Origin of the sequence: Burkholderia metallica, assembly GCF_902832845.1 — a bacterium.
GTDB lineage: Bacteria > Pseudomonadota > Gammaproteobacteria > Burkholderiales > Burkholderiaceae > Burkholderia > Burkholderia metallica.
Window position 1 is genome coordinate 134,157 of the sequence record NZ_CADFDB010000006.1, and the last position, 23,327, is coordinate 157,483.

Below are 23,327 nucleotides of genomic sequence, written 5' to 3' on the forward strand. Positions count from 1 at the left end.
ACGGCGGCGGTTCCCGTATAGCCAAGGCAGAACAAGGAGAAGCGCATGTTTTCCCCAGGACACGCTGGAGCCAGTGCCTACGCGCGTGTCGGCGTCGAGACAGGGGTGATGGGCGCCTCCCCGCACCGGTTGATCGCGATGCTGTACCAGGGCGCGCGGCAGGCGATCGCGCTGGCGCGCATGCATTTGCAGCAGGGCAACGTATCCGCGCGGGGCGATGCGATCGGCAAGGCGATCCGGATCGTCGAGAGCGGGCTGAAGGCGTCGCTGAACCGCGACGCGGGCGGCGAGATCGCGGAGCGGCTGGACGCGCTGTATGCGTATATCGGCCGGCGTCTGCTGGAAGCGAACGCGCAGGCGAGCGACGCGATGCTGGTCGAGGTCGACCGGCTGCTCGCGACGCTCGAGGAAGCATGGACGGGGATCGCCCCGGAGGTCGCGCGGATGGCCGCGCAACAGGCAGTGGAAGCATCACGATGAATCGCAAGGCCGAATACTTCGAACGTTACGAGGCGCTCGCCGCCGTGTCGGGCCGGATGCTGGGCGCCGCCCGCAGCGCCGACTGGAGCGCGTTGCCGGGGTTGCAGGCCGAATTCATGCAGTTGGTCGACAGGCTGAAGGAAGCCGATTCCGGCGTCGTGCTCGACGAATCGGATCTCGGCCGCAAGCTCGACCTGATCCGCCGCATCCTGGCCGACGACGCCGCGATCCGCGATCTCGCGAGCCCCGACGTCGCGCGGTTGTCCGCGCTGTTCGAGGCGCGGCGCTCGACCCAGGTATTGACCGATCTCTACCGCGCGCGCGGGTAGCACCCGTTTCCGGAGAAACGGGCGCGGGGGCGCGCCGTTCCCGGATTCGCAACGATGTGCAGGGCCTGTTTTACATATGGAATGCACGTGCGAATGCCCGAAGTCGCTCGTCTCCCAAGGGGACTTCCTTGCCGAGTGCAGGCAACGCGTGACGCGCGCCGTCTGGCCGAGCCAAGCGCGCCGAACGAAGTGGCCTTGGAGGACAGGCGACGAACGCCGCCGCCATGCGGGCGATTGCGCGCATTCCCGTGGAATGATTTTTTATTGGGCGTTTTCGCGAGAACGGCCGCTCGCCGCGTTGCGCGCCTTGCAAACACGTCGTCGGTCTTCGCGGCGTCTCGCGAGGACTTGCGTGGGTCGTCGCGAGCGGTCGTTCTCTTGGCACCGCCTATGCGGCCCTCTGGAAACAGACCCTGAGATGAGCAGGCTCCGATCATGACCGGTATCGACTCCGTTGCGGCCGCGCTGCTGGCGAGCCGCCTCGACAGCCTGCTGACCGGCACCGTGTCGGCGCCCGCCGGCGGCGGGGCGACCTCGCAGGTCGGCACGCCGGGCACCGGCGCGTCGTCCACGCCGTCGGCCGGCAGCCCGCCCGCCGCGCCGCCGGCGTCCACCCAGACCGCGCTGTCGGATGTCGGGCGCGTGCTCGACGCGATCTCGCGCGCGGGCGGCGATACGACGCCGGCGATCGCCGGACGCGTGCCGCTGCTCGCCGATCCCACCGTGCTGCTGACCGACACCGCCGTGCCGGCCCGCGCGCCGGCCGCCGCCGATCCGGCGGCGCCTTCCACGCCGGCGTCCGCTGCGGCGTCGTCCGCGGCGGCGGCGCGTGAAGCGGCCGCCGCGTTGCCGGTCGCGGCGCTGCGCGCGGCGCTCGCGCAGGCCGTGAGCGAAAGCGGCCTCTTCTACGAATCCCATCTGGCGCAGTGGCTGGCCGGCCAGCGTCCGCTCGCGGCGCTGCTGCGCGAGCCGCAGGCGCGCCTCGCGGCCGCGCTCGCGCCGGCCGACCCGGAGGCCGCGCAGCACGTCGCGACCGACGTGCTCGACGAGCTGCTCGCGCAGCGTCCGCCGCTGCCGGCGGGCGCGCGCGCCACCGCGCAGCCGGGTACGCCGGCCCAGGGCGGCGCGCCGACCCGCGACCCCGCGCAGGCGTTGCCGGCAGGCGCACGGCAGGGCGCGTCGCTACCGCCCGATACGGCCGATCTGCTCGGCGAGCGTTCCGATCCGCGCTGGACGCCCGCGCGGGCCGAACCGGCCGCCGCCGCGCCGGATACGCCGGCGCAGACGCTCGCGCCCGTGCACCCGGCCGCCGTGCCGCTCGTCAGGCAGCAGCTCGACGCGCTCGCGACCGACCAGTTCCGCTGGACGGGCGAGGCGTGGCCCGGCGCCCGGCTCGACTGGACGATCGAGCCCGACGATCCGGGCAGCCGCGCGCCGCGCGGCGACGACGGTGCAGGCGACGGCATCGCGTGGCGCACGCGTCTCACGTTGACGTTGCCGTCGCTCGGCACGGTCGATGCGGACCTGGTGCTGAACGGCACGCAGCTCGTCGCGCGCCTGCGGGCGAACCAGACGGGCGCCGAGCGCCTCACGCGGCACGAGGCGGCGTTGCGACAGCGGCTCGAGGTGTCGGGGCTGCGGGTGGGCGGGCTGTCTATCCGCGCGGTCGACGACGGCCCGGATAGCTTCGACCTGTTTGCTGCGCAGGCGGCCGCTGCCGCGTATGCGCGCGGTGCGGCCCCGGCCGGCGGCCCGGCGACGCATGCGCGGGACACCGACGACGAGGCGCTGCAATGAGCATGACGTCCCGCAAGCGCGCGGCCGCGCTCGTCTACGATCCGAAAGGCGGCGATGCGGCGCCGCGCGTGGTCGCGAAGGGGTATGGCGTACTCGCCGAGATGATCGTCGCGCGCGCGCACGATGCGGGGTTGTACGTGCATACGGCGCCGGAGATGGTGTCGCTGCTGATGCAGGTCGACCTCGACGACCGGATTCCGCCGCAGCTTTACCAGGCGGTCGCGGACCTGCTCGCGTGGCTGTACGCGCTCGACCGCACCGAGCCCGCGCCGGACGACGCCGCACCGCGCTTTCCGTTGCCGCCGCTGCGCTGAGCGGCGCCGGCGACGCGCGACTTCTTACGAAATGCTGTCCTTGTCTTGCAACGGTATTTCGTCGGCATTTTCCGTTCATCGGTCGGCATCGTTGCGCAACCTGCGCACTTCGTCCGAATTTCTCCGCTGATCGTGCCTGCCGCTGCGTACGCCGGCGGATTGAGCCACCGATTGATTTATGTAATGATATCCATTCTCATTTTCATGTTGCCGGGCGGCGCGCACTCCCTGCGTGCCGCCCGTTGTTTTGAACGAATGGAACCTCTCGCGTGAACGCGCCCGAAACAATCAATCCGCCCGATGCGGGTATTGCCCGCGCGGGCGTCACCGTGCTGCACCCGGCGGCCCGCCCGCTGAGCGACGACGAACTGGCCGCGCGCCGCCAGCGTTCGCGCCGCGCGACCTTCATCAAGTGGCTGCGCAAGGTGCATGGCTGGGTCGGGCTGTGGGGCGCGGTGCTCGGGCTGCTGTTCGGCGTGACGGGCGTGCTGCTCAATCACCGCGCGCCGCCGCTGAAGATTTCGACCGGCGAGCCGCAGGTCGAGGAGATGCAGATCGCGTTGCCGGACCCGGCGCCGAAGACGCCCGCCGCGATGACGAAATGGCTGCAGCACGAACTCCATTTCGACGGCAAGCCGGGCCGCGTGCGCAAGGAGCCCGCGCAGCCCGTCGCGTGGGGCGACAAGCGCGTGATGCAGCCGGAACACTGGCAGATGGGCCTGTTCGGCCCGCACCAGAACCTGCAGGCCGAATACTGGGTCGGCAACGGCTACGTCGCGGTGAAGCGCACGGGCAACACGTTCCTGACGACGCTGAACAACCTGCATCGCGGCGTCGGGATGAATCTCGGCTGGGTGCTGCTGATGGACACGATCGCGGGTTCGCTGATCCTGCTGTCGCTGACCGGCGTGCTGCTGTGGACCGAGCTGAACAAGCGCCGGACGGTCGGCGTCGTGCTGGTGGTCGGTTCGGTCGCCGCGGCGCTCGCCGCCGGGTTGACCTGATCGACGCCTCGCGCCGGCCTCACGCCGGCGCGAGGCGGCCGGTCGGCATCGCCCGCTTTGCGCGTGGCGCCCGCAGACCGGGCGCCCCCGCGCGGGTGCGGCTCAGAGCCCGCAGGCCGCGCCGCTGTTCGCGGCGATCTCGCGCGCGGCCTTCGCGCCCTCGACCTGCAGGATCGTCGGCAGCGACACGTTGTTCTTCGCGGCGGTGATCTCGGCGAGGATCGAGATCGCGATTTCCGGCGGCGTCCTGCTGCCGATGTAGATGCCGGCCGGCCCGTGCAGCCGGGCCAGTTCCGCTTCGTTCAGATCGAATTCGCGCAGCCGCTCGCGTCGTGCCGCGTTGTTGCGCCGCGAGCCGAGCGCGCCCACGTAGAACGCGGGCGTCTTCAGCGCTTCCATCAGCGCGAGATCGTCGAGCTTCGGATCGTGCGTGAGCGCGATCACGGCCGAACGCGCGTCGAGCTTCATGTCGAGCACCGTATCGTCGGGCATCGTGTGCACGACGCGCGTGCCCGGCACGTCCCACGCATCCGTGTATTCGTCGCGCGGATCGCACACCGTCACCTGGTAGTCGAGCCCGACCGCGATCTGGCACAGATAGCGCGACAACTGGCCGGCGCCGATCACGAGCATCCGGTAGCGCGGCCCGTGGATCGTCACGAGCCGCTCGCCGTCGAACGCGAGTCCGTCGGCCGCCTGCGCGGGCGACAGCGACGCACGGCCCGTCGCGAGCGTCATCGTGCGCGTGACGAGGCGGCCGGCCTCGACTTCCGCGCACAGCGCGGCAATCCCGCTGTCGCGCGTGAGCGGTTCGAGCACGAGCTGGATCGTGCCGCCGCAAGGCAGCCCGAGGCGGTGCGCTTCCTCGGCCGTCACGCCGTACTTGAGCGCTTCCGGGCGCGCATCGGCCGCGATGCCGCTCGCGTGCACGCGGGCGATCAGGTCGTCCTCGATGCATCCGCCGGACACGGAGCCGACCACGAGCCCGTCCTCTCGCACCGCGAGCATCGCGCCTTCGGGGCGCGGCGACGAGCCCCACGTCTTCACGACCGTCACGAGCAGCACGCGGCGGCCTTCTTCGAGCCAGCGCGCGCTGGATTTCAATACATCGAGATCGACGCTTTCCATCATCTTCTTCCTGTTGCCGGGCGCCCGCCGATGCGGGGCCGCCGTTCGATGGCGCGATTATGAACCGGCCGCGGCAAGCGTGCAGGGGGCTGGAAGGCGGAAGAGGGCGCGGGGCCGATGCACGGCCCCGCGGATGCGCACCGTGCCGCATGCGGCACGGCGGCGCTCAGTGCGCGTCGTGGTGACCGTGCGCGAGCTTCGAGTGGTGACGCGAGTACAGGAAGTAGATCACGAGGCCGATCACGAGCCAGATGCCGAATGCGGCCCACGTGACGGGCTGCAGGTTCAGCATCAGGAACAGGCACGCGGCGACCGCGAGGATCGGCACCACGGGCACGCCCGGGCAGCGGAACGCGCGCGGCAGGTCGGGGTGCGTACGACGCAGCACGAGCACCGCGATCGACACCATCGAGAACGCCGCGAGCGTGCCGATGTTGATCAGCTCGGCGAGCACGTTGAGCGGCACGAGCGCGGCGATCAGCCCGAAGAACAGGCCGACGAGCCAGGTGGTCAGGAACGGCGTCGCGTAGCGCGGATGCACGCGCGACAGCGTCGCCGGCAGCAGCCCGTCGCGCGACATCGCGAAGATCACGCGCGTCTGGCCGTAACTCATCACGAGAATCACGGTCAGCATGCCGAGCACCGCGCCGAGATCGATGAAGCTGGCCACCCACGTCTCGCCGGCCATCTGCAGCGCATACGAGATCGGGTGCGAGATGTTCGCGTACCGGGCCGACGGCACGATGCCGGTCGCGACCGCGGCGACCGTCACGTACAGCACCGCGCACACCGCGAGCGACGCGATGATGCCGATCGGCAGGTCGCGCTTCGGATTCTTCACTTCCTCGGCGGCCGACGACACCGCGTCGAAGCCGATGAACGCGAAGAACATCACGGCCGCCGCGCCGAACACGCCGTTCCAGCCGTGCGGCATGAACGGCTTCCAGTTCGCCGGCGTCACGTGGAACAGGCCGACCGCGATCACCAGCAGCACGACCGACACCTTGATGAACACCATGATGTTGTTGATGCGGGTCGACTCGCGGATGCCGATCGACAGCAGCGTCGTGATCACGATCATCACGAGGAACGCGGGCAGGTTGAACCACGTGACGACGCCGGGCACCGCGCCGGGCGCGGCCGTCAGCACGGTGGGCAGCGTCAGCCCGAAGCCCTGCAGCAGCGACTGCAGGTAGCCCGACCAGCCGACCGACACGGCCGACGACGCGAGGCCGTATTCGAGCATCAGGTCCCAGCCGATGATCCACGCGACGAGCTCGCCGAGGGTGGCGTACGAATACGTGTAGATCGAGCCGGCGACGGGGATCGTCGACGCGAATTCCGCGTACGACAACGCGGCGAGGCCGCACGCGATCGCGGCAATCACGAACGACAGCATCAGCGCGGGGCCGGCCTGCACGGCGCCGGTGCCGGTCAGCACGAAGATGCCGGTGCCGATGATCGCGCCGATGCCGAGGAAGGTGAGATCGATCGCGCCGAGCGCTTTCTTGAGCCCGGCGGCATGTGCGCCGGCGATCATGCGATCGACGTTTTTCTTGCGGAAGAGAGACATTGAGGAGGAATCGCCGGCGCGCGCGGGCGCGGTAGCGCTGACTGAGTGAAAACCCGCAATTTTAGCCGATTTGACGAGTAAAACCTGCTGCGGCGCAGCGCAATGCTGCGAAATCGTCCGATAAAACAAGCGCTTGCGCGCGCGGCGGGCGCCACGGACGGCGACGCGGCAGGCGCCGCGCCGCGGGCGCGGACGAATCGGACGAACGGGGCGAACCGGGCCGAACCGGACGATTCGGGCCCGGCGGGAACATCACGCGCCGGCGGTGGGCGCCATGTCGACGAGCCGGTTGCTCATCACGTAGAACGTGAGCTCCGCGTTGTTCGACAGCCGCATCTTCTCGAGCAGCCGCGACCGGTACACGCTCACCGTCTTCACGGACAGCGACAGCGTGTTCGCGATGTCGGTGAGGCGCTTGCCCGACGCGAGCATGCAGAGCGTCTGGTATTCGCGGTCGGACAGCTTCTCGTGCGGCAGCGGCTCGTTCTCGAACGACACGTATTCGGCGAGCGCCTCGGCCATCGCGGGGCTCACGTACTTGCGGCCGGCCGCCACCTGCTGGATCGCACCGATCATCTGCGCGGCGTTGACCGTCTTCGACAGGTAGCCGGCGGCGCCGGCCTTCAGCGCGCGCACCGCGTACTGATCCTCGCGGTACATCGAGAACATCAGCACCGGCGTGCGCGGCAGCTTGCGCTTGAGGCGCTTGAGCACCTCGATGCCGTTCGTGTCCGGCAGCGAAATGTCGAGCAGGATCACGTCGAATTCCTGTTTGTCGACAGCGGCCATCGCGTCGCCGCCGTTCTCGGCCTCGGTGACGTCGCGTGCGACGCCCCGGTCGATCAGCAACTGGCGGATCCCTTGCCGGACGATCGCGTGATCGTCCACGAGCAGGATGTTCAGGCTCATGACGACCTCACGAAAGCGACGCGCGGCGGGCCGCGACGGGCACCGCGAGCAGCGAATCCCACGCGAAGCGCGCGGTGACGCGCGTGCCGCGGCCGGTTTCGGGCGTGGCCGTCTCGAAGCGGCCGCCGAACGCCTCGCAGCGCGCGCGCATGCCGGCCAGCCCGTAGCCGGCGCGGCGGCTGCGCGAGAAACCGGTCCCATCGTCGGAGACGATCAGTGACAGATGCGTGCGGTCGGTGGCGATCCGCACGTCGGCCGACGTCGCGCGCGCGTGCTTCGCGACGTTCGACAAGGCTTCCTGCGCGACGCGGAACACCGCAAGCGCACCGGCGCCGGCGAGCTGCGTCAGGCGCGCGTCGGCCGCGCACACGAAGCTGGTGCGCAGGCCCGTGCGGGCCGCATGGGCGTCGACCCACGACGACAGCGCACCGACCACGCCCGCGTCGAGCGCCGGCGCGGCGCGCTCGTCGATCAGCCGGCGATTCGCGTCGGTCGCGGCGTCGAGCGCCTGCTGCGCTAGCGCCAGCGCGCGCAAGCAGCCGTCCGGCGCATCGGCCGGCAGCCACGTTTGAACGTTTGCGAGTGCGAACCGCGCAGCGGTGAGTTCGGCGCCGAGCCCGTCGTGCAACTCGCCGGCCAGATGGCGGCGAGCCGCTTCGTCGGCGGCGAGCAACTGGGCGGACAGCACGGCGATCCGCGCGGCGGAGGCGTCGCGTTTCGACGCGGCGCCGGCAATGGGCGGAGTCGCGGCGCAGCCCGGCACGAGCTGTTGCGACGGGAACGGGGCGTGGGCGCTCGAAGGCGCGTTAAGCGACGTATCCATGACTCTCCCTGCTGTCAGAAAGCGGTTCAGACACCGGCTGGCTGCGTGGATCGGCTGCCGTTTCGATGACGGTCGCCGCCAGAGAATCGCCCTCTGCCGAGGTAACAAAAGTTACATTCTGTAACACTTGCATCCGACCCTTCCACCCTCATCCGAACGGCAACCACGCGCGGCGAATAATATCTCAAAAATTCCGAAAAGGTCATGTCGGGCGGACATTTAAGGGTAAATGTGAATAATCCGAATGAACCTGTTGTAGGAAAAACACTGACGCCCAAGCACCGTCCGATGGCGTATCCAAATGTAACTATTTGATGTGGGATGATCCCAATTTGTTACGAATTCGCCAAGTGTGGACGAAAAAAAACCGGAGCTTTCGCTCCGGTCCTTGATGACGCGCAAATTCGGGGATCGATCAGTCCACGAACGCGCGCTCGATCACGTAGTGGCCCGGCGCGCTGTTCTTGCCTTCGACGAGGCCGGCCTGCTTCAGCAGGTCGGTCGTGTCCTTCAGCATCGCGGTGCTGCCGCACAGCATCACGCGGTCGTTTTCCGGCGAGAACGGCGCGACGCCGAGATCCGTGAACAGCTTGCCCGTGGCGATCAGGTCGGTGATCCGGCCTTCGTTGTCGAACGCTTCGCGCGTGACCGTCGGGTAGTAGACGAGCTTTTCCTTGATGATGTCGCCGAGGTACTCGTGGCCCGGCAGGTCGTGCTTGATGTAGTCCATGTACGCCAGCTCGCCCTTCAGGCGGCACGTGTGCGTGAGGATCACCTTGTCGAAGCGGTCGTAGATGTCCGGATCGCGGATGATCGACATGAACGGCGCGAGGCCCGTGCCCGTCGACAGCATCCACAGCGTCTTGCCCGGCAGCAGGTTGTCGGCAACCAGCGTGCCCGTCGGCTTCTTGCCGATCAGCACCGTGTCGCCCACCTTCAGGTGCTGCAGGCGCGACGTCAGCGGGCCGTTCTGCACCTTGATGCTGAAGAATTCGAGATGCTCTTCGTAGTTCGGGCTGACGATCGAGTAGGCGCGCGCGAGCGGCTTGCCGTCGACCTCGAGGCCGACCATCGTGAATTCGCCGTTGTTGAAGCGCAGGCTCGCCTCACGGGTGCAGGTGAAGCTGAACAGCGTGTCGGTCCAGTGATGGACGGATTGGACGGTGGCGGTGTCGTATTTGCTCATGGCTTTGAAAACGGACGCGCGTGGCGAACGCGAGTAACGGGCCCAAAAACGGGCAAAAAAACCGAGTGCGTCGGCCCGATCGCGGATCGGCCGGCCGGCGCGTCGGACACGCGCCTTCTCGATGACAGACGTTTGAGGAACTGGTTATTTTACCCTGTTGGCGCGGATCGCGGGCTTGACCCCCGTGGCCGCGCGGATTTGGCGCAACGAATCCTTTCAATAAACTTTCGGTTTTCAGCGCTCGGCCGCGAGTTTCGCGCCGAGGCCGACGAGCGCCACGCCGCACAGCGCGTCGAGCGGGCGCCGCACGCGCCGGTAGCCGCGCTGCGCGCGCGGGCTCGCGAACAGGCAGGCGACGCACGAGTACCAGCCGGCCGACAGCACGCCGATCGTCACCAGCACCGCGCCGTTGAACCACAGCGGCACGTGCGCGGGCAGCATCGCCGCGAACACGCTGGTCCAGAACGCGCACGATTTCGGGTTCGTCAGGCACGTGAACAGGCCGCTGCGATACGCGCGCAGGTAGTCGCGCGCGTGCGGCGCGGCAGCCGGTGCGCGGGTGTCGGGCGCGTCGGCCGGCGCCGCGTCGCGGCGCACGCCCGCGCGCAGCAGCTTGAAGCCGAAATACACGAGATACGCGGCGCCGCCGATCCGGATCGCCTCGTACAGCCATTCCACCTGGTGCAGCACGGCCGCGAGGCCGAGCATCGCGAGCGTCGCCCACGCGACCGACGCGGTGCCGACGCCGAGCGCCGATGCGGCGCCGAGGCTGCGCCGACCCGCGAGCGACAGTTGCGAAATCATGAAGAAATTCGGGCCGGGGGTGATCGCCGCGACGAGATAGACGACGGCGATTTGCAGCAGGATCGGCAGGCAGGTCATGGCGGCGCGGCCCGGCGGCGGGCGCTGGCGGAATGGGCAAGCCGTTAATGTAGCGCGCGCCGCGCAACCGGGCCGCAACCGGGCCGCTATCGCGCCCACGTCGGGCCGATTGCGGACCGAAAGCGACCGATTGCCGGAACGTTATTGCGGGTCGAGGCGCAGCCGCGCGATGTACGGCAGATGGTCCGACAGCCACGCGGCTTCGCCGGACGGGGCGCGCCATTCGAGCGGCGTCAGCCCGCGCACGAACATCTTGTCGAGCGCGAGCGCCGGCGAGAACGCGGGAAACGTGCGGCCCGATTCACCGAGCAGCGTCGCGACCTCGGACAGCCCGATCTCGCCGAACAGCGCGACCGAATCGTTGCGCCAGTCGTTGAAGTCGCCGGCGAGCATCAGCGGGCCGTCGCCCGCGTTGCGCACGATCCAGTGCGCGATCCAGTGCATCTGGCGTAGCCGCGCGGCGCGCGTGAGCGCGAGGTGCGCGCACAGCAGCGTGACCGGGCGTGCACCCGCGAGCGTCGCGCGCGCGACCAGCAGCCCGCGCCGTTCGAAGCGGTGTGCGGAGATGTCCCAGCGGCCGCCGAGGTCGAGCGGATGCGGCGACAGGATCGCGTTGCCATGCCGCCACGACGGCTTGAACACGTTCGGCCCGAGCGCGATCTGCCAGTCGAGCGCATGCGCGATCTCGGTGGCCTGGCAGTGCCATACGTCGTCGACCGCGTCGTCCATCGGCGCACCGAAGCCGGTCGCGAGCACCGGGCGCGGCATGCGGCGCGCCATCGCTTCCTGCAGGAAATACACGTCGGCGTGCGTCGACTGCATCCAGTTGCGCATCGCGTTCCACGCGGTGAAGCCGAGCGGCGAGCGGCCCTTGTGCAGATTCCAGCTCACCGCGGTGATTTCGTCGGGAGCGGCGTGCGGTTCGGCGAACGGCAGGGACAGGGCGTCGGCGGACATGACGCTCAATCCTTCGCGACGTGCGCCCGCACGCGGTACACGAGGTGCGGATGCTGCTCGACGAGCGTCCAGTCGGTCCATGCGTCGGCGCCGACCGTCAGCCCGGGGTGGCTTGCGACGATTTGCCGCGGCGACGCGGGCACGCACGGATCGGCCGGCTTCGCGTTTTCGTCGTCGAGCGTTTCCTGCACGTCGAGCGCGAGCGACACGGTGTTCGCGCCCGCATCGACGGTGAGCGGCGCGACCGTCACCGAGCGCGAGCGCTCGGTGGGCACGACGCGCGCGGCGTTGCCGCAGCCGACCGGCACCGCGGACGGGTAGCGATGGGTGTCGGTACGGGACTGACCCACGGTGGTGCGTTGCTGGAACGTGTCGATGGTCTGACCGTCGCGTACCACCTGGATCTCCCATGCGACGGAAGCCGGCGCGGGGCTCTGCGCATGGGCGGCGAGCGCGACGCTCGCGAGCAGGACGGCCAGGCCGTGTTTCAGCATGAAACGTCTCCGGAAACGCGCAATAGCGGGGAACGGACGCACATCTTACGCCCGATCGATTTCGGTCGCGATGTGACGGGACGCGACGCGGCAGGTTCGGCGCACGATGCGTTCCTGTCCGAAAGGTAGGGTCGCGTCATGCGTTTTCAAGCGAAAAAGCGCGTGAACTCGGCGACCGGCGCGCGCTCGGTGACGAGGCGGTTCTCGATCGCGGCCGGGTCCGCATGGCCGAGCGCCATCCCGCAGACGAACCGTTCGTTGGCGGGAATGCCGAGGTGCTCGGTGATGATCCGGTGAAACGGCACGAACGCGGCCTGCGGGCAGGTATCGAGCCCGCGTGCGCGCGCGGCCGTCATCACGCCCTGCAGGAACATCCCGCAATCGAGCCACGCACCGTAGCTCATCACGCGATCGAGCGTGAAGAACAGCGCGACGGGCGCATCGAAGAAACGGAAGTTGCGCGCGTGCTGCGCATGCATGCGCGCCTTCTCGTCGCGGCCGATGTTCAACAGCCCGTACAGGTCCCAGCCGACCTTGCGGCGCCGGTCGATGTACGGCGACACCCATTCGCGCGGGTAGTAGTCGTACTCGGCGACGTATTTCTCGTCGCGTGCGGGATCGTCGTGGGCAGCGGTGAGCGCGGCGGCGAGCGCATCGCGCGTGGCGCCCGTCGCGACGTACACGCGCCACGGCTGGATGTTGGTGCCCGACGGCGCGCGGCTCGCGGCTTCGAGGATTGCCTCGATCGTGTCGAGCGGCACGGGCGTCGGCAGGAACGCGCGAATCGCGCGGCGCGACGTGAGCGCCGCGTCGACGGCGGCGGCCGCATCGGCATCGACGCGCGGCAAGGCAGTGGGGACGGACATCGGCATACCTTCGGGACGGGTGCGACAGCGCCGCGCGCGCGGCCGGCCAGGCCGGTGCGGCGGGCGGGTTGAACCGACGATCATACGCCGCGGCGCGCCGGCGTGCAGCGCGCGCGGGTGTTAGCAGCAGACGCACGCGGCTGCTTGCTTGCGCGGGGATGCGGGATCGCTACACTGAAATCGTAAGGGTCTGATGATCGTGTGACGGCAAGCAGCAGCGAGGTTGGTATGACGACGGCGATGGTGAAACAGGAACTGGCGGTGGCATCCTTCAGCACGGTGTACGACCTCGAGCAGGTCGAGGCGGCGCTGGGCGACCTGAACGAGAGCGCGAGCGACGCACTGCGCGCCACCTACGAAAAAATGCTCAAGACGGGGAATCTGCGTTTCTGCGTGAAGCCGAACCGGATGCCGTCGTTCGACGCGCTCGGCGAGACGTTGCCCAATTTCGCCGAACCGCTCGACGACGTGCGCAAGCAGGTCGCGCTGTGCCTCGAAACGGACGACCGGCTCGAACTGATGCCGATCCTGCTGCTCGGGCCGCCCGGCATCGGCAAGACGCACTTCGCGAAGGCGCTCGCGCAACTGCTCGGCACCGCCTACCACTATGTGCCGATGAGTTCGCTGACGGCCGGCTGGATCCTGTCGGGCGCGTCGTCGCAATGGAAGAACGCGAAGCCCGGCAAGGTGTTCGACGCGCTCGTGAACGGCAGCTATGCGAACCCGGTGATCGCGGTCGACGAAATCGACAAGGCCGGCAGCGATGCGCAGTACGATCCGCTCGGCGCGCTGTATGCGTTGCTCGAGCACGACACCGCGCGCGCGTTCATCGACGAATTCGCGGAAGTGCCGATCGATGCGGGCAACGTGATCTGGGTCGCGACCGCGAACGATGCGCACGCGATTCCGGAGCCGCTGCTCAACCGGATGAACGTGTACGAGATCGAGCCGCCGGATGCGGCCGGCGCGCGCCGGATCGCGCAGACGATCTACGACGAGATCCGCACGTCGCATGCGTGGGGGCGGCGCTTCCCCGACCTCCTCGGCGACGACGCGCTCGACGTGCTGGCCGCGACGCCGCCGCGCACGATGCGCCGCGCGCTGCTGCACGCATTCGGCGCCGCGCGGCTCGACGGCCGCGATGCGATCGGGCCGGGCGACATCCGGGCCGACGAGGGCGCCGCGAAGCGCCGGCCGATCGGCTTCTGAAGCGGCGGTGCGCGCCCGACGGCGGCCGGGCAGGCCGTGCGTCCCGCGTGATGCACGGCGTCGCCGCCATCGGCGGCACGACCTTCGGCACGCGGGTGAACCGGGACGTACAATCGTTTTCTCTCCCCTCGACGCGCTAGCGGCGCGAAACGTCATGGAGCAGATGGATTGTGTCGTGATCGGTGCGGGCGTCGTCGGTCTGGCGATTGCGCGCGAACTGGCCGCGCGCGGGCGTGAAACGCTCGTGCTCGAGGCGGCCGACGCGATCGGCACCGGTACGAGTTCGCGCAACAGCGAAGTGATCCACGCGGGGCTCTACTATCCGCGCGGGTCGCTGAAGGCGACGTCGTGCGTACACGGGCGCGACCTGCTGTACGAATTCTGCGACACGCATCACGTGCCGCACCGGCGTGTCGGCAAGCTGCTCGTCGCCACCAGCGCCGCGCAGGTGAAGCAACTGAAGGCGATCGCCGCGCGCGCGGCCGAAAACGGCGTGCTCGACCTGATGCCGCTCACGCGTGCCGAGGCGCAGACGCTCGAGCCCGCGCTCGAATGCGTCGAGGCGCTGTTTTCGCCGTCCACCGGCATCGTCGACAGCCACCAGCTGATGCTCGCGCTGCTCGGCGACGCGGAACGCGACGGCGCCGTGTGCGCGCTGAAATCCCCGGTCGAGTCGATCGACGTGCTGCGCGGCGGCCGCTTCATCGTGCGCACGGGCGGCGACGCGCCGACCGAGATCGAGGCCGCGTGCGTGATCAACAGCGCGGGCCTCGGCGCCCAGGCGCTGGCGCGCCGCACGCATGGCCTCGACCCGCGCTGGGTGCCGCCGCTCTATCTCGCGCGCGGCAACTACTTCAGCCTGTCGGGCCGCGCACCGTTCTCGCACCTGATCTACCCGATGCCCGACCGCGCGGGCCTGGGCGTGCACCTGACGTTCGATCTCGGCGGGCAGGCGCGCTTCGGCCCGGACGTCGAATGGATCGATGCGCTGCGCTACGAAGTCGATCCCGCGCGCGGGAGCGCGTTCTATACGTCGATTCGCGCCTTCTGGCCGGGCCTGCCCGACGATGCGCTGCAGCCGGCGTACGCGGGCATCCGGCCGAAGGTCGCGGGGCCGGGCGAGCCGCCGGCCGATTTCGTCGTGCAAGGCGCCGCGCAGCATGGCGTGCGCGGGCTCGTGAACCTGTTCGGCATCGAATCGCCGGGGCTCACCGCGTCGCTCGCGCTCGCGCAGCGCGTGGGCGACATGGCGTCGCATGCGTGACGCGTGCGGCTCGCGCCGGCACGGCGGGCCGCACGAGACGCCGTGCGAAATTCCTTATCTCCGGAATTTCTGCGCGCACATTTATTCGCCGCAGCGTTATTCTGTCGAACGGCTGTCGCCAGAACAGCTTTCAAATCGATAACGTTGGAGCGAGTCCCCCATGAAAACAACCCGTCGGAGTTTCCTGATTACGAGCATTGGTGCGGTGTCCGCGCTGGCGCTGTCGCGCGAAGCGCTGGCCGATGCGCCGATGCTCGCGGAGAGCGATCCGACCGCGACGGCACTCGGCTACAAGGCCGACGCCACGAAGGTCGACAAGACGAAGTACCCGAAATACGCAGCCGGCCAGGATTGCGCGGCCTGCATGCTGTACCAGGGCAAGAAGGGCTCGGCCTCGGGCCCGTGCGGCGCATTCCCCGGCAAGCAGGTGTCGGCGAAGGGCTGGTGCAGCGCCTTCTCGAAGATGGGTTGAGCCCCGTGCGGCATCGTGCGATGCCGCATTGCGGCGCAAACCGCAACACGCCCGCCGTCGAAAGACGGCGGGCGTTTTTATTGCTTGAAAACGGTTTCTGTGCGGGCGGCCTCGTTACGTGTACACAGGGCAGGTCGATGCCGGCCCGAAGCGCTTTGCCAGGGGCGAGGGTGATGTGACCGTCTCTTTGGCGTGTCTCGCGTGACTTATGGAAGTTGCGTCAGGATTCGATCGTAAAGAGAAGGCGGGAGATTGATCGTCTTGAGGACATCGCCGTCGGGATAGGTCAATGAGTTCTCTGTCCAAGTCAGGCTGACGAGGACCCCCGACGTGTCCCGGTAGGTTCGCTCGGCACGAAGCCGCATATTGTCTTTGCCATACAGCCTCAGAATGATCGTATCTCTGAAGTAGCAGTATTTCGCGACATAGCGACCGTCAGGCGAGTATTCGGTCACCTGGTCTCGCGGGCTGCAGGCCGCACGCAGTCGCGCGTCCTGCCAGTAGCGCCATGCAATACCGAGCATGATCAGGGCAGCGAGCGTGACGACGATGCGTCGGATCGAGACGCAGAGCATTTGCCTGGCCCGCTGCGGTCGGCCATCGTGACCCGACCAGATGAAACGTAGCACGCGAATCATCGAGATCGATGCAATCACGATAACCATGCTCGCCAATAACAGGACGAGCGTACCGATACTTGTGGATTCTCCGGCGGTACTCACGAAAACACGATCTCGATAGGTTGGGGGAGGGTTACGCAGCGATAGTCAGAGAAGATAATGAAGTCGCCGCCGCGCCGATGCCGTCGCTGCCACTCGCGAAACGACTTGTTTCTGACCGGATAGTAGATGTTGTCTCGAGATCGTTTGCCTTCGACGACAACGGGATAGTCCAGCCAGGGAATGCCGGCAATTCCGGCTGCGCCCGCTGCGGGGACGAGGACGACACGCTTGTGGTTCCAATGCCCGAGATATTGCGACTGATTGTCGCTCCTGTCGGAAAATGTATAGTTGTCGCGCACGTAAAGGTAAATCGATGTGACCGTTGCGCGACGTGCCTCCCGGTTGAATTCGGCATACGCGACTGCCGCATAGATATTGAACGACCCCAGCGCTCCCGTCAGGTCATCTGGGATTCCACTGTTGGTCAGGCGCTTCAGGATGAACTCGTCGAGTTTTTGACCGAACGTACTTTCAACGCCTGCGAACTGGAACTGGAAGCGGTTGTGCAATTCCACGAGGTTTCCATTGCAAAGCGACAACGCATCGATCGTCGCGTCCGGGGTTCGGACACGAGACAGGCACTTGCGAAGCGCTTCGACGGCTCTGGGTGTGATCAACCGCTGCCTTTGTTGAAGTGCCAAATATTGCACCTTTGCACGAGGGTAGTTGAGAATCCATTCGAGCTTGATGGATCTCATGTCGTACATGTCGGCTGGATAGGGCTGACCGTCCTGATTGATGCATAGTGCCTCGTCCTTGTCGGTCGGTGAATAGTTCAGCGCTCCGGCAAACCATCGTTCCATCAGCCGCGCGGATACCGGCATCGAGAGTTTCCGCATCGCCCCGGGGATCTCCTGGATATCCAGCGGTGCGATTGCTTGTTTCTTTTCGCGCTCTGCTGTCGGTGTGGGTTCGGAATGTTTCGGCGTGTCCGGCGTGTCGAGCCACTTTTTGAATCGCGCGAGCGCTTCTGCAACGGCCAGAAGATCGTCGAGCGATTTGTTCACACGATCCTTGTGAGTCAGGCGTTTGACGGACTGCCTGGCGGGTTCGGGGGGGTTCGGCGTGGCCGGCAAAGGCGGTGGTGCCTGGTCCATCGACAGCTTGGTTTCGCGAACGATTTCGCAGCCGTCGATGCCTTCGCATCGAGCCCATTTCCACAGCAGCCTATTTGCCTTGTAATAGGGAATCTTGTTATTGCCCACGGCGGTGTCCGAGAAAGATATGTTGCGACAGACCAACGTTCCGGCGCCTCGGCCGGATGCCATGCGATCTGACGAGGCGGAACGGCATCGGATGAAAGTTAATGGAAAGAAATAAGGCGGGAAATCAGACAAAGTCGAAGGTTCAGCCGTCACAACGCGAATGACGTGCAAGGCGAACGGGTGGGGGTATCGCTGGGCCCGTGTCCCCAGGTGTCGCGCTCACACGCGATCGTGCGATGCCGCATTGCGGCGCAAACCGCAACACGCCCGCCGTCGAAAGATGGCGGGCGTTTTTTATTGCTTGAAAACGGTTCCGTCGCTTTCTACACTCGCTGCAAACCAGCGCGCCGCGGGGCCCCCGCATGCCGCGCCGCCCGACACGGCGAACTGACGAGGACGAGGCACGCATGGCGACGATTGCGAATTCAACCAAAACGGTCCGGCCCGAGCGTGCGCTGAACCGGCGCGCGGTGGTGGCGGCCGTGATCGGCAACGCGCTCGAGTGGTACGACTTCACGGTGTTCGGCTTCATGACGGTCGTGATCGCCGAGCTGTTCTTCCCGACCTCGAGCGAATACTCGTCGCTGCTGCTGACCACCGCGACGTTCGGCGTCGCGTTCTTCATGCGCCCGATCGGCGGCATCGTGTTCGGGCTGTACGCGGATCGCGCGGGCCGCAAGGCCGCGCTGTCGCTCGTGATCCTGCTGATGACGGCCGGCATCTTCCTGCTCGCGATCGCGCCGCCGTATGCGGCGATCGGCATCGGCGGGCCGATCCTGATCGTGCTCGGCCGGCTGCTGCAGGGCTTCTCGGCGGGCGGCGAATTCGGCAGCGCGACCGCGCTGCTGATCGAGGCCGCGCCGTTCTCGAAACGCGGCTTCTACGGCAGCTGGCAGATGGCGAGCCAGGCGGCCGCGCTGCTGATCGGCGCGCTCGTCGGCGCAGCCGTCACGCGCGGGCTGTCGCACGATGCGCTGCGCAGCTGGGGCTGGCGTGTGCCGTTCATCCTCGGGCTCGTGATCGGCCCGATCGGCTTCTACATCCGCCGCCATCTCGCCGATTCCGAAGCGTTCCTGCATGCGCAGCAAAGCGCGCGCCGCGCGACGCTCGGCGAAGTGTTCACGCGCCACCCGCGCGAAGTGCTGTGCGGGCTCGGCTCGGTGATCGCGCTGACGGTGACGATCTACGTGCTGATCAGCTATCTGCCGACCTTCGCGGTGAAGCAGCTGAAGCTGCCCTACGCGGAATCGTTCTACGCGGTGATCGTCGGCAACCTGCTGCTGATGGTGCTGTCGCCGATCGCGGGCGCGTGGTCCGACCGCATCGGCCGCAAGGGGCTGTCGCTGTGGTCGCTGGTGCTGACGCTCGCGCTGATGTATCCGCTGTTCGCGTGGCTCGATGCGGCGCCGAGCATCGCGCGGCTGATCGCGGTGCAGGCCGTGCTGTCGGTCACGCTCGCGGGCTACTACGGGCCGTTCGGCGCGATGATCGCCGAGCTGTTTCCGGCCAACGTGCGCTCGACCGGGCTGTCGATCGCGTACAACGTCGCGGTGATGCTGTTCGGCGGCTTCGGGCAGTTCATCGTCACGTGGCTGATCAAGGTCACCGGCACGCCGCTCGCGCCGACCTACTACGTGATGGCCGGCATCGCGCTGTCGATCGTCGCGGTCGCGTTCGTGCCCGCGCGCAGCGCCGATCTCGACGCGCCGGCGTGACGACGCGCCCCATGACGATTCGACGACGATCGACGGATCGTTTCGCAAAACGCAATGATGTGCTGCAGAACACGGGAAAGCGGCGCATCGCGCCTTCGTGTTCGCGCCCGAATTGTTTAGTTGTCGAACGAAACTTGCGCGAGATGAACGAAATTGTCGCTCGCGCGCGTTGTCGCATTTTTTACCCACACTAAACATCGGCAAAAACCCGCGCGGGGGTCTAGAAGAGTTTTTTCTCCAGCTTGTTGCCACATCGTTAGCTCAAGTAATATCCGCGTACGCCGGCCCCGGGCGGGCCGGTTCCGATCTGGAGACCTGGAGGAAACATGGAATACAACCGTCTGTTGCACACCCTGCGTGTTACCGCCATTGCAGGCGTGGCAGCGGCATCGCTCGGCATCGCGGGTTCTGCATTCGCACAGATCCCGAACAAAACGCTCGTCTACTGCTCAGAAGGCAGCCCGGCGGGTTTCGATTCCGCGCAATTTACGACCGGTGTCGATTTCACCGCGGCCACGTTCACCGTCTACAACCGTCTCGTCGAATTCGAGCGCGGCGGCACGAAGGTCGAGCCGGGCCTCGCCGAGAAGTGGGACGTGTCGTCGGACGGCAAGGTGTACACGTTCCACCTGCGCCACGGCGTGAAGTTCCACACGACCGACTTCTTCAAGCCGACGCGTGAATTCAATGCGGACGACGTGCTGTTCACGTTCCAGCGCATGCTCGATCCGAACCAGGCGTTCCGCAAGGCGTACCCGGTGTCGTTCCCGTACTTCACCGACATGGGCCTCGACAAGCTGATCACGAAGGTCGAGAAGGTCGATCCGTACACCGTGAAATTCACGCTCGCCGAGCCGAATGCGCCGTTCATCCAGAACATGGCGATGGAATTCGCGTCGATCCTGTCGGCCGAATACGGCGACCAGTTGATGAAGGCAGGCAAGGCCGCCGACATCAACCAGAAGCCGGTCGGCACGGGCCCGTTCATCTTCCGCAGCTACACGAAGGACGCGACGATCCGGTTCGACGGCAATCCTGATTACTGGAAGAAGGGCGAAGTGAAGATCTCGAAGCTGATCTTCTCGATCACGCCCGACCCGGGCGTGCGCGTGCAGAAGATCAAGCGCAACGAATGCCAGGTGATGAGCTATCCGCGTCCGGCCGACATCGCGACGCTGAAGGCCGATTCGGGCGTCGACATGCCGTCGCAGGCCGGCTTCAACCTCGGCTACCTCGCGTACAACGTCGAGCACAAGCCGGTCGACAAGCTCGAAGTGCGTCAGGCGCTCGACATGGCGATCAACAAGAAGGCGATCCTCGAGTCCGTCTACCAGGGCGCCGGCCAGGCTGCGAACGCGCCGATGCCGCCGACCCAATGGTCGTACGACAGGAACCTGAAGATGGCCGCGTACGACACCGCGAAGGCGAAGGCGCTGCTCGCGAAGGCCGGCTATCCGAACGGTTTCGATATCACGCTGTGGGCGATGCCCGTGCAGCGCGCATACAACCCGAACGCGCGTCTGATGGCCGAGATGATCCAGGCCGACTGGGCGAAGATCGGCGTGAAGGCGAAGATCGTCACGTACGAGTGGGGCGAGTACATCAAGCGTGCGCACACGGGCGAGCAGGACACGATGCTGATCGGCTGGACGGGCGACAACGGCGATCCGGACAACTGGCTCGGCACGCTGCTCGGCTGCGAGGCGATCAAGGGCAACAACTTCTCGCACTGGTGCTACAAGCCGTTCGACGAGCTGGTCCAGAAGGGCCGCACGACGACGGGCCAGGATGCGCGCACGAAGCTCTACACGCAGGCCCAGCAGATCTTCGCGCAACAGCTGCCGTTCTCGCCGATCGCGAACTCGACGGTCTACCAGCCGGTTCGCAAGAACGTGGTCGACATGCGTATCGAGCCGCTCGGCTATGCCCGTTTCGACGGTGTTAGCGTGAAGTAACGCGCCTGTCGTAAGCTGTCGAGAAGACCGGCCAATTCATCCGGCGGCGGGAGGCCAAAAGCTTCCCGTCGCCGGTCGCACATTTCCCACAAGAAAATCCGAGACGCATCATGTTCACATTCGTGTTGCGCCGCGTGGGCATGGTGATCCCGACTTTCATCGGCATCACCATCCTGGCGTTTGCGCTGATTCACCTGATACCGGGCGACCCCATCGAAGTGATGATGGGCGAGCGCGGCGTCGATCCCGCGATGCATGCGGAGGCGATGAAACGCCTCGGGCTCGACCAGCCGCTGCCCATGCAGTACCTGCACTACATCGGCCGTGCGCTGCACGGCGACCTCGGCACGTCGATCATCACCAACACGAGCGTCGCGGGCGAGTTCTTCGCGCGCTTCCCGGCGACGGTCGAGCTGTCGCTGTGCGCGCTCGTGTTCGCGCTCGCGGTCGGGCTGCCGGCCGGCGTGATCGCCGCGCTGCGGCGCGGCTCGGTCATCGATCACGGCGTGATGGGCACCGCGCTCACCGGCTATTCGATGCCGATCTTCTGGTGGGGGCTGATCCTCATCATGGTGTTTTCGTCATACCTCGGCTGGACGCCCGTGTCGGGGCGCATCGCCGTCGAATACGACTTTCCGCACCCGACGGGCTTCATGCTGATCGACGCGCTGCTCGCGCCGGACGAAGGCTCGTTCAAGTCGGCGGTGAGCCACCTGATCCTGCCCTCGATCGTGCTCGGCACGATCCCGCTCGCGGTGATCGCGCGGATGACGCGCTCGTCGATGCTCGAAGTGCTGCGCGAGGACTACATCCGCACCGCCCGCGCGAAGGGGCTGTCGCCCGCGCGCGTGGTGGTCGTGCATGCGCTGCGCAATGCGCTGATCCCGGTCGTCACCGTGATCGGCCTGCAGATCGGCACGCTGCTCGCGGGCGCCGTGCTGACCGAGACGCTCTTTTCGTGGCCCGGCGTCGGCAAGTGGCTGATCGATGCGATCGGCCGCCGCGACTATCCGGTCGTCCAGGGCGGCATCCTGCTGATCGCGACGCTCGTGATCGTCGTGAACCTGGTCGTCGACCTGCTGTACGGCGTGCTGAATCCGCGCATCCGCCACACGAGGTAATCCCATGAGCAACCTGCAAAACACCCTGCCGAGCGAATCCGCGCCGGCCGGCGGCCGTGCGCTCGCGCTGCGCGAGTTCTGGGCCAACTTCTCGCGCAACCGCGGCGCCGTCGGCGCCGGCATCGTCGTGCTCGTGCTGATCCTGGTCGCGCTGTTCGCCCCGCTGCTCGCGCCGCACAGCCCGGTCGAGCAATACCGCGACTTCGTGAAGATCCCGCCCGCGTGGCTGGACGGCGGCAACTGGAAATTCATCCTCGGCACCGACGAAGCGGGCCGCGACATCCTCTCGCGCCTGATGTACGGCGCGCGGATGTCGTTCTGGATCGGCTTCGTGTCGGTCGTGCTCGCGCTGATCCCCGGCATCGTGCTCGGGCTCGTCGCCGCGTTCTTCCAGAAGTGGGCCGACACGCCGGTGATGCGCATCATGGACGTGCTGCTCGCGCTGCCGTCGCTGCTGCTCGCGGTCGCGGTCGTCGCGATCATCGGCCCGGGCCTCACCAACACGATGTTCGCGATCGCGATCGTCGCGCTGCCGGCCTACGTGCGCCTCACGCGCGCGTCGGCGCTCGGCGAACTGCAGAAGGAGTACGTGACGGCGTCGCGCGTGGCCGGCGCCGGCACGCTGCGCCTGATGTTCTCGCAGGTGCTGCCGAACTGCACGGCGCCGCTGATCGTGCAGGCGACGCTCGGCTTCTCGTCGGCGATTCTCGACGCGGCCGCGCTCGGCTTCCTCGGCCTCGGCGTGCAACCGCCGACCGCGGAGTGGGGCGCGATGCTGGCGTCCGCGCGCGACTACATCGACAACGCGTGGTGGATCGTGACGATGCCCGGCCTGTCGATCCTGATTTCGGTGCTCGCGATCAACCTGCTCGGCGACGGGCTGCGCGACGCGCTCGATCCCAAGCTGAAACGGATGGCGTGA

General features: G+C 67.3%; 23 protein-coding genes. 12 read left to right on the plus strand and 11 right to left on the minus strand.

Annotated features, from left to right (window positions below):
* The first annotated feature begins 45 nt into the window (after nt 1–45).
* The 5 genes from fliS to HWX08_RS18210 all read left to right on the plus strand — a co-directional run bounded on the left by fliS (nt 46) and on the right by HWX08_RS18210 (nt 3,924).
* Nucleotides 46–480: a flagellar export chaperone FliS gene (gene fliS, locus HWX08_RS18190; protein ID WP_069257815.1), complete on the plus strand. Its 435-nt coding sequence runs from the start codon at nt 46–48 to the stop codon at nt 478–480.
* On the plus strand, nt 477–809 hold the full coding sequence (locus tag HWX08_RS18195; protein ID WP_069257814.1) for a flagellar protein FliT: 333 nt from the start codon (nt 477–479) through the stop codon (nt 807–809). The genes fliS and HWX08_RS18195 overlap by 4 nt, the downstream gene beginning before the upstream one ends.
* A gap of 435 nt (nt 810–1,244) precedes the next feature.
* The gene (gene fliK / locus HWX08_RS18200; RefSeq protein WP_175807104.1) at nt 1,245–2,606 is read left to right on the plus strand and encodes a flagellar hook-length control protein FliK; all 1,362 of its coding nucleotides are present in this window, start codon (nt 1,245–1,247) and stop codon (nt 2,604–2,606) included.
* Nucleotides 2,603–2,920, plus strand: coding sequence for an EscU/YscU/HrcU family type III secretion system export apparatus switch protein (locus tag HWX08_RS18205; RefSeq protein ID WP_006477526.1), 318 nt, complete (start codon nt 2,603–2,605; stop codon nt 2,918–2,920). Before fliK ends, HWX08_RS18205 begins: the two co-directional genes overlap by 4 nt.
* A gap of 269 nt (nt 2,921–3,189) precedes the next feature.
* Nucleotides 3,190–3,924 (plus strand): PepSY-associated TM helix domain-containing protein, encoded by a 735-nt coding sequence (locus tag HWX08_RS18210; protein ID WP_174922823.1) that lies wholly within the window; start codon nt 3,190–3,192, stop codon nt 3,922–3,924.
* Between the two features lie 102 nt (nt 3,925–4,026).
* Here the strand turns inward: HWX08_RS18210 and HWX08_RS18215 are convergent, their stop codons facing one another.
* The 9 genes from HWX08_RS18215 to HWX08_RS18255 all read right to left on the minus strand — a co-directional run bounded on the left by HWX08_RS18215 (nt 4,027) and on the right by HWX08_RS18255 (nt 12,742).
* Nucleotides 4,027–5,052 (minus strand): XdhC family protein, encoded by a 1,026-nt coding sequence (locus HWX08_RS18215; RefSeq protein ID WP_174922824.1) that lies wholly within the window; start codon nt 5,050–5,052, stop codon nt 4,027–4,029.
* A 166-nt stretch (nt 5,053–5,218) separates the two neighbouring features.
* On the minus strand, nt 5,219–6,625 hold the full coding sequence (gene bcaP / locus HWX08_RS18220) for a branched-chain amino acid transporter BcaP (RefSeq protein WP_174922825.1): 1,407 nt from the start codon (nt 6,623–6,625) through the stop codon (nt 5,219–5,221).
* A 252-nt stretch (nt 6,626–6,877) separates the two neighbouring features.
* Nucleotides 6,878–7,534: a response regulator transcription factor RqpR gene (gene rqpR, locus HWX08_RS18225; RefSeq protein ID WP_107312671.1), complete on the minus strand. Its 657-nt coding sequence runs from the start codon at nt 7,532–7,534 to the stop codon at nt 6,878–6,880.
* 7 nt (nt 7,535–7,541) lie between these two features.
* On the minus strand, nt 7,542–8,357 hold the full coding sequence (gene rqpS / locus HWX08_RS18230) for a quorum system sensor histidine kinase RqpS (protein WP_069257808.1): 816 nt from the start codon (nt 8,355–8,357) through the stop codon (nt 7,542–7,544).
* A 415-nt stretch (nt 8,358–8,772) separates the two neighbouring features.
* Nucleotides 8,773–9,543, minus strand: a complete 771-nt coding sequence (locus tag HWX08_RS18235) for a ferredoxin--NADP reductase (protein WP_069257807.1) — start codon at nt 9,541–9,543, stop codon at nt 8,773–8,775.
* Between the two features lie 234 nt (nt 9,544–9,777).
* A complete protein-coding gene (locus HWX08_RS18240) occupies nt 9,778–10,425 on the minus strand; it encodes a LysE family translocator (protein ID WP_174922826.1) in 648 nt (215 codons plus the stop codon).
* Nucleotides 10,426–10,566: 141 nt separating this feature from the next.
* Entirely contained in the window at nt 10,567–11,382 is an 816-nt protein-coding gene (locus HWX08_RS18245; RefSeq protein WP_069257805.1) for an endonuclease/exonuclease/phosphatase family protein, read from the minus strand.
* Nucleotides 11,383–11,387: 5 nt separating this feature from the next.
* Nucleotides 11,388–11,876: a hypothetical protein gene (locus HWX08_RS18250; RefSeq protein WP_069257804.1), complete on the minus strand. Its 489-nt coding sequence runs from the start codon at nt 11,874–11,876 to the stop codon at nt 11,388–11,390.
* Nucleotides 11,877–12,022: 146 nt separating this feature from the next.
* Complete coding sequence (locus HWX08_RS18255) at nt 12,023–12,742, minus strand: nitroreductase (protein WP_174922827.1); 720 nt, start codon at nt 12,740–12,742, stop codon at nt 12,023–12,025.
* A gap of 228 nt (nt 12,743–12,970) precedes the next feature.
* Between HWX08_RS18255 and HWX08_RS18260 the strand changes: the two genes are divergently transcribed.
* The 3 genes from HWX08_RS18260 (at nt 12,971) to HWX08_RS18270 (ending at nt 15,687) form a co-directional block, all read left to right on the plus strand.
* Complete coding sequence (locus tag HWX08_RS18260; RefSeq protein ID WP_069257803.1) at nt 12,971–13,951, plus strand: AAA family ATPase; 981 nt, start codon at nt 12,971–12,973, stop codon at nt 13,949–13,951.
* 154 nt (nt 13,952–14,105) lie between these two features.
* Nucleotides 14,106–15,215 carry an NAD(P)/FAD-dependent oxidoreductase gene (locus HWX08_RS18265; RefSeq protein ID WP_174922828.1) on the plus strand — a complete coding sequence of 370 codons (1,110 nt, stop codon included), beginning with the start codon at nt 14,106–14,108 and terminating at the stop codon, nt 15,213–15,215.
* 160 nt (nt 15,216–15,375) lie between these two features.
* Entirely contained in the window at nt 15,376–15,687 is a 312-nt protein-coding gene (locus HWX08_RS18270) for a high-potential iron-sulfur protein (RefSeq protein WP_069257801.1), read from the plus strand.
* A gap of 206 nt (nt 15,688–15,893) precedes the next feature.
* Here HWX08_RS18270 and HWX08_RS18275 read toward each other — a convergent pair whose 3' ends face one another.
* Both HWX08_RS18275 and HWX08_RS18280 read right to left on the minus strand, forming a co-directional pair.
* Nucleotides 15,894–16,409: a hypothetical protein gene (locus HWX08_RS18275; protein ID WP_069257800.1), complete on the minus strand. Its 516-nt coding sequence runs from the start codon at nt 16,407–16,409 to the stop codon at nt 15,894–15,896.
* On the minus strand, nt 16,406–17,614 hold the full coding sequence (locus tag HWX08_RS18280) for a DUF6402 family protein (protein WP_244122773.1): 1,209 nt from the start codon (nt 17,612–17,614) through the stop codon (nt 16,406–16,408). The genes HWX08_RS18275 and HWX08_RS18280 overlap by 4 nt, the downstream gene beginning before the upstream one ends.
* Before the next feature lie 407 nt (nt 17,615–18,021).
* Here HWX08_RS18280 and HWX08_RS18285 point away from each other — a divergent pair, with 407 nt between their 5' ends.
* The 4 genes from HWX08_RS18285 (at nt 18,022) to HWX08_RS18300 (ending at nt 23,327) form a co-directional block, all read left to right on the plus strand.
* Complete coding sequence (locus HWX08_RS18285) at nt 18,022–19,329, plus strand: MFS transporter (protein ID WP_069257799.1); 1,308 nt, start codon at nt 18,022–18,024, stop codon at nt 19,327–19,329.
* A 326-nt stretch (nt 19,330–19,655) separates the two neighbouring features.
* Nucleotides 19,656–21,284: an ABC transporter substrate-binding protein gene (locus tag HWX08_RS18290; protein WP_069257798.1), complete on the plus strand. Its 1,629-nt coding sequence runs from the start codon at nt 19,656–19,658 to the stop codon at nt 21,282–21,284.
* A 110-nt stretch (nt 21,285–21,394) separates the two neighbouring features.
* Entirely contained in the window at nt 21,395–22,405 is a 1,011-nt protein-coding gene (locus HWX08_RS18295; RefSeq protein ID WP_174922829.1) for an ABC transporter permease subunit, read from the plus strand.
* Between the two features lie 4 nt (nt 22,406–22,409).
* Nucleotides 22,410–23,327 carry an ABC transporter permease subunit gene (locus HWX08_RS18300; protein ID WP_069257796.1) on the plus strand — a complete coding sequence of 306 codons (918 nt, stop codon included), beginning with the start codon at nt 22,410–22,412 and terminating at the stop codon, nt 23,325–23,327.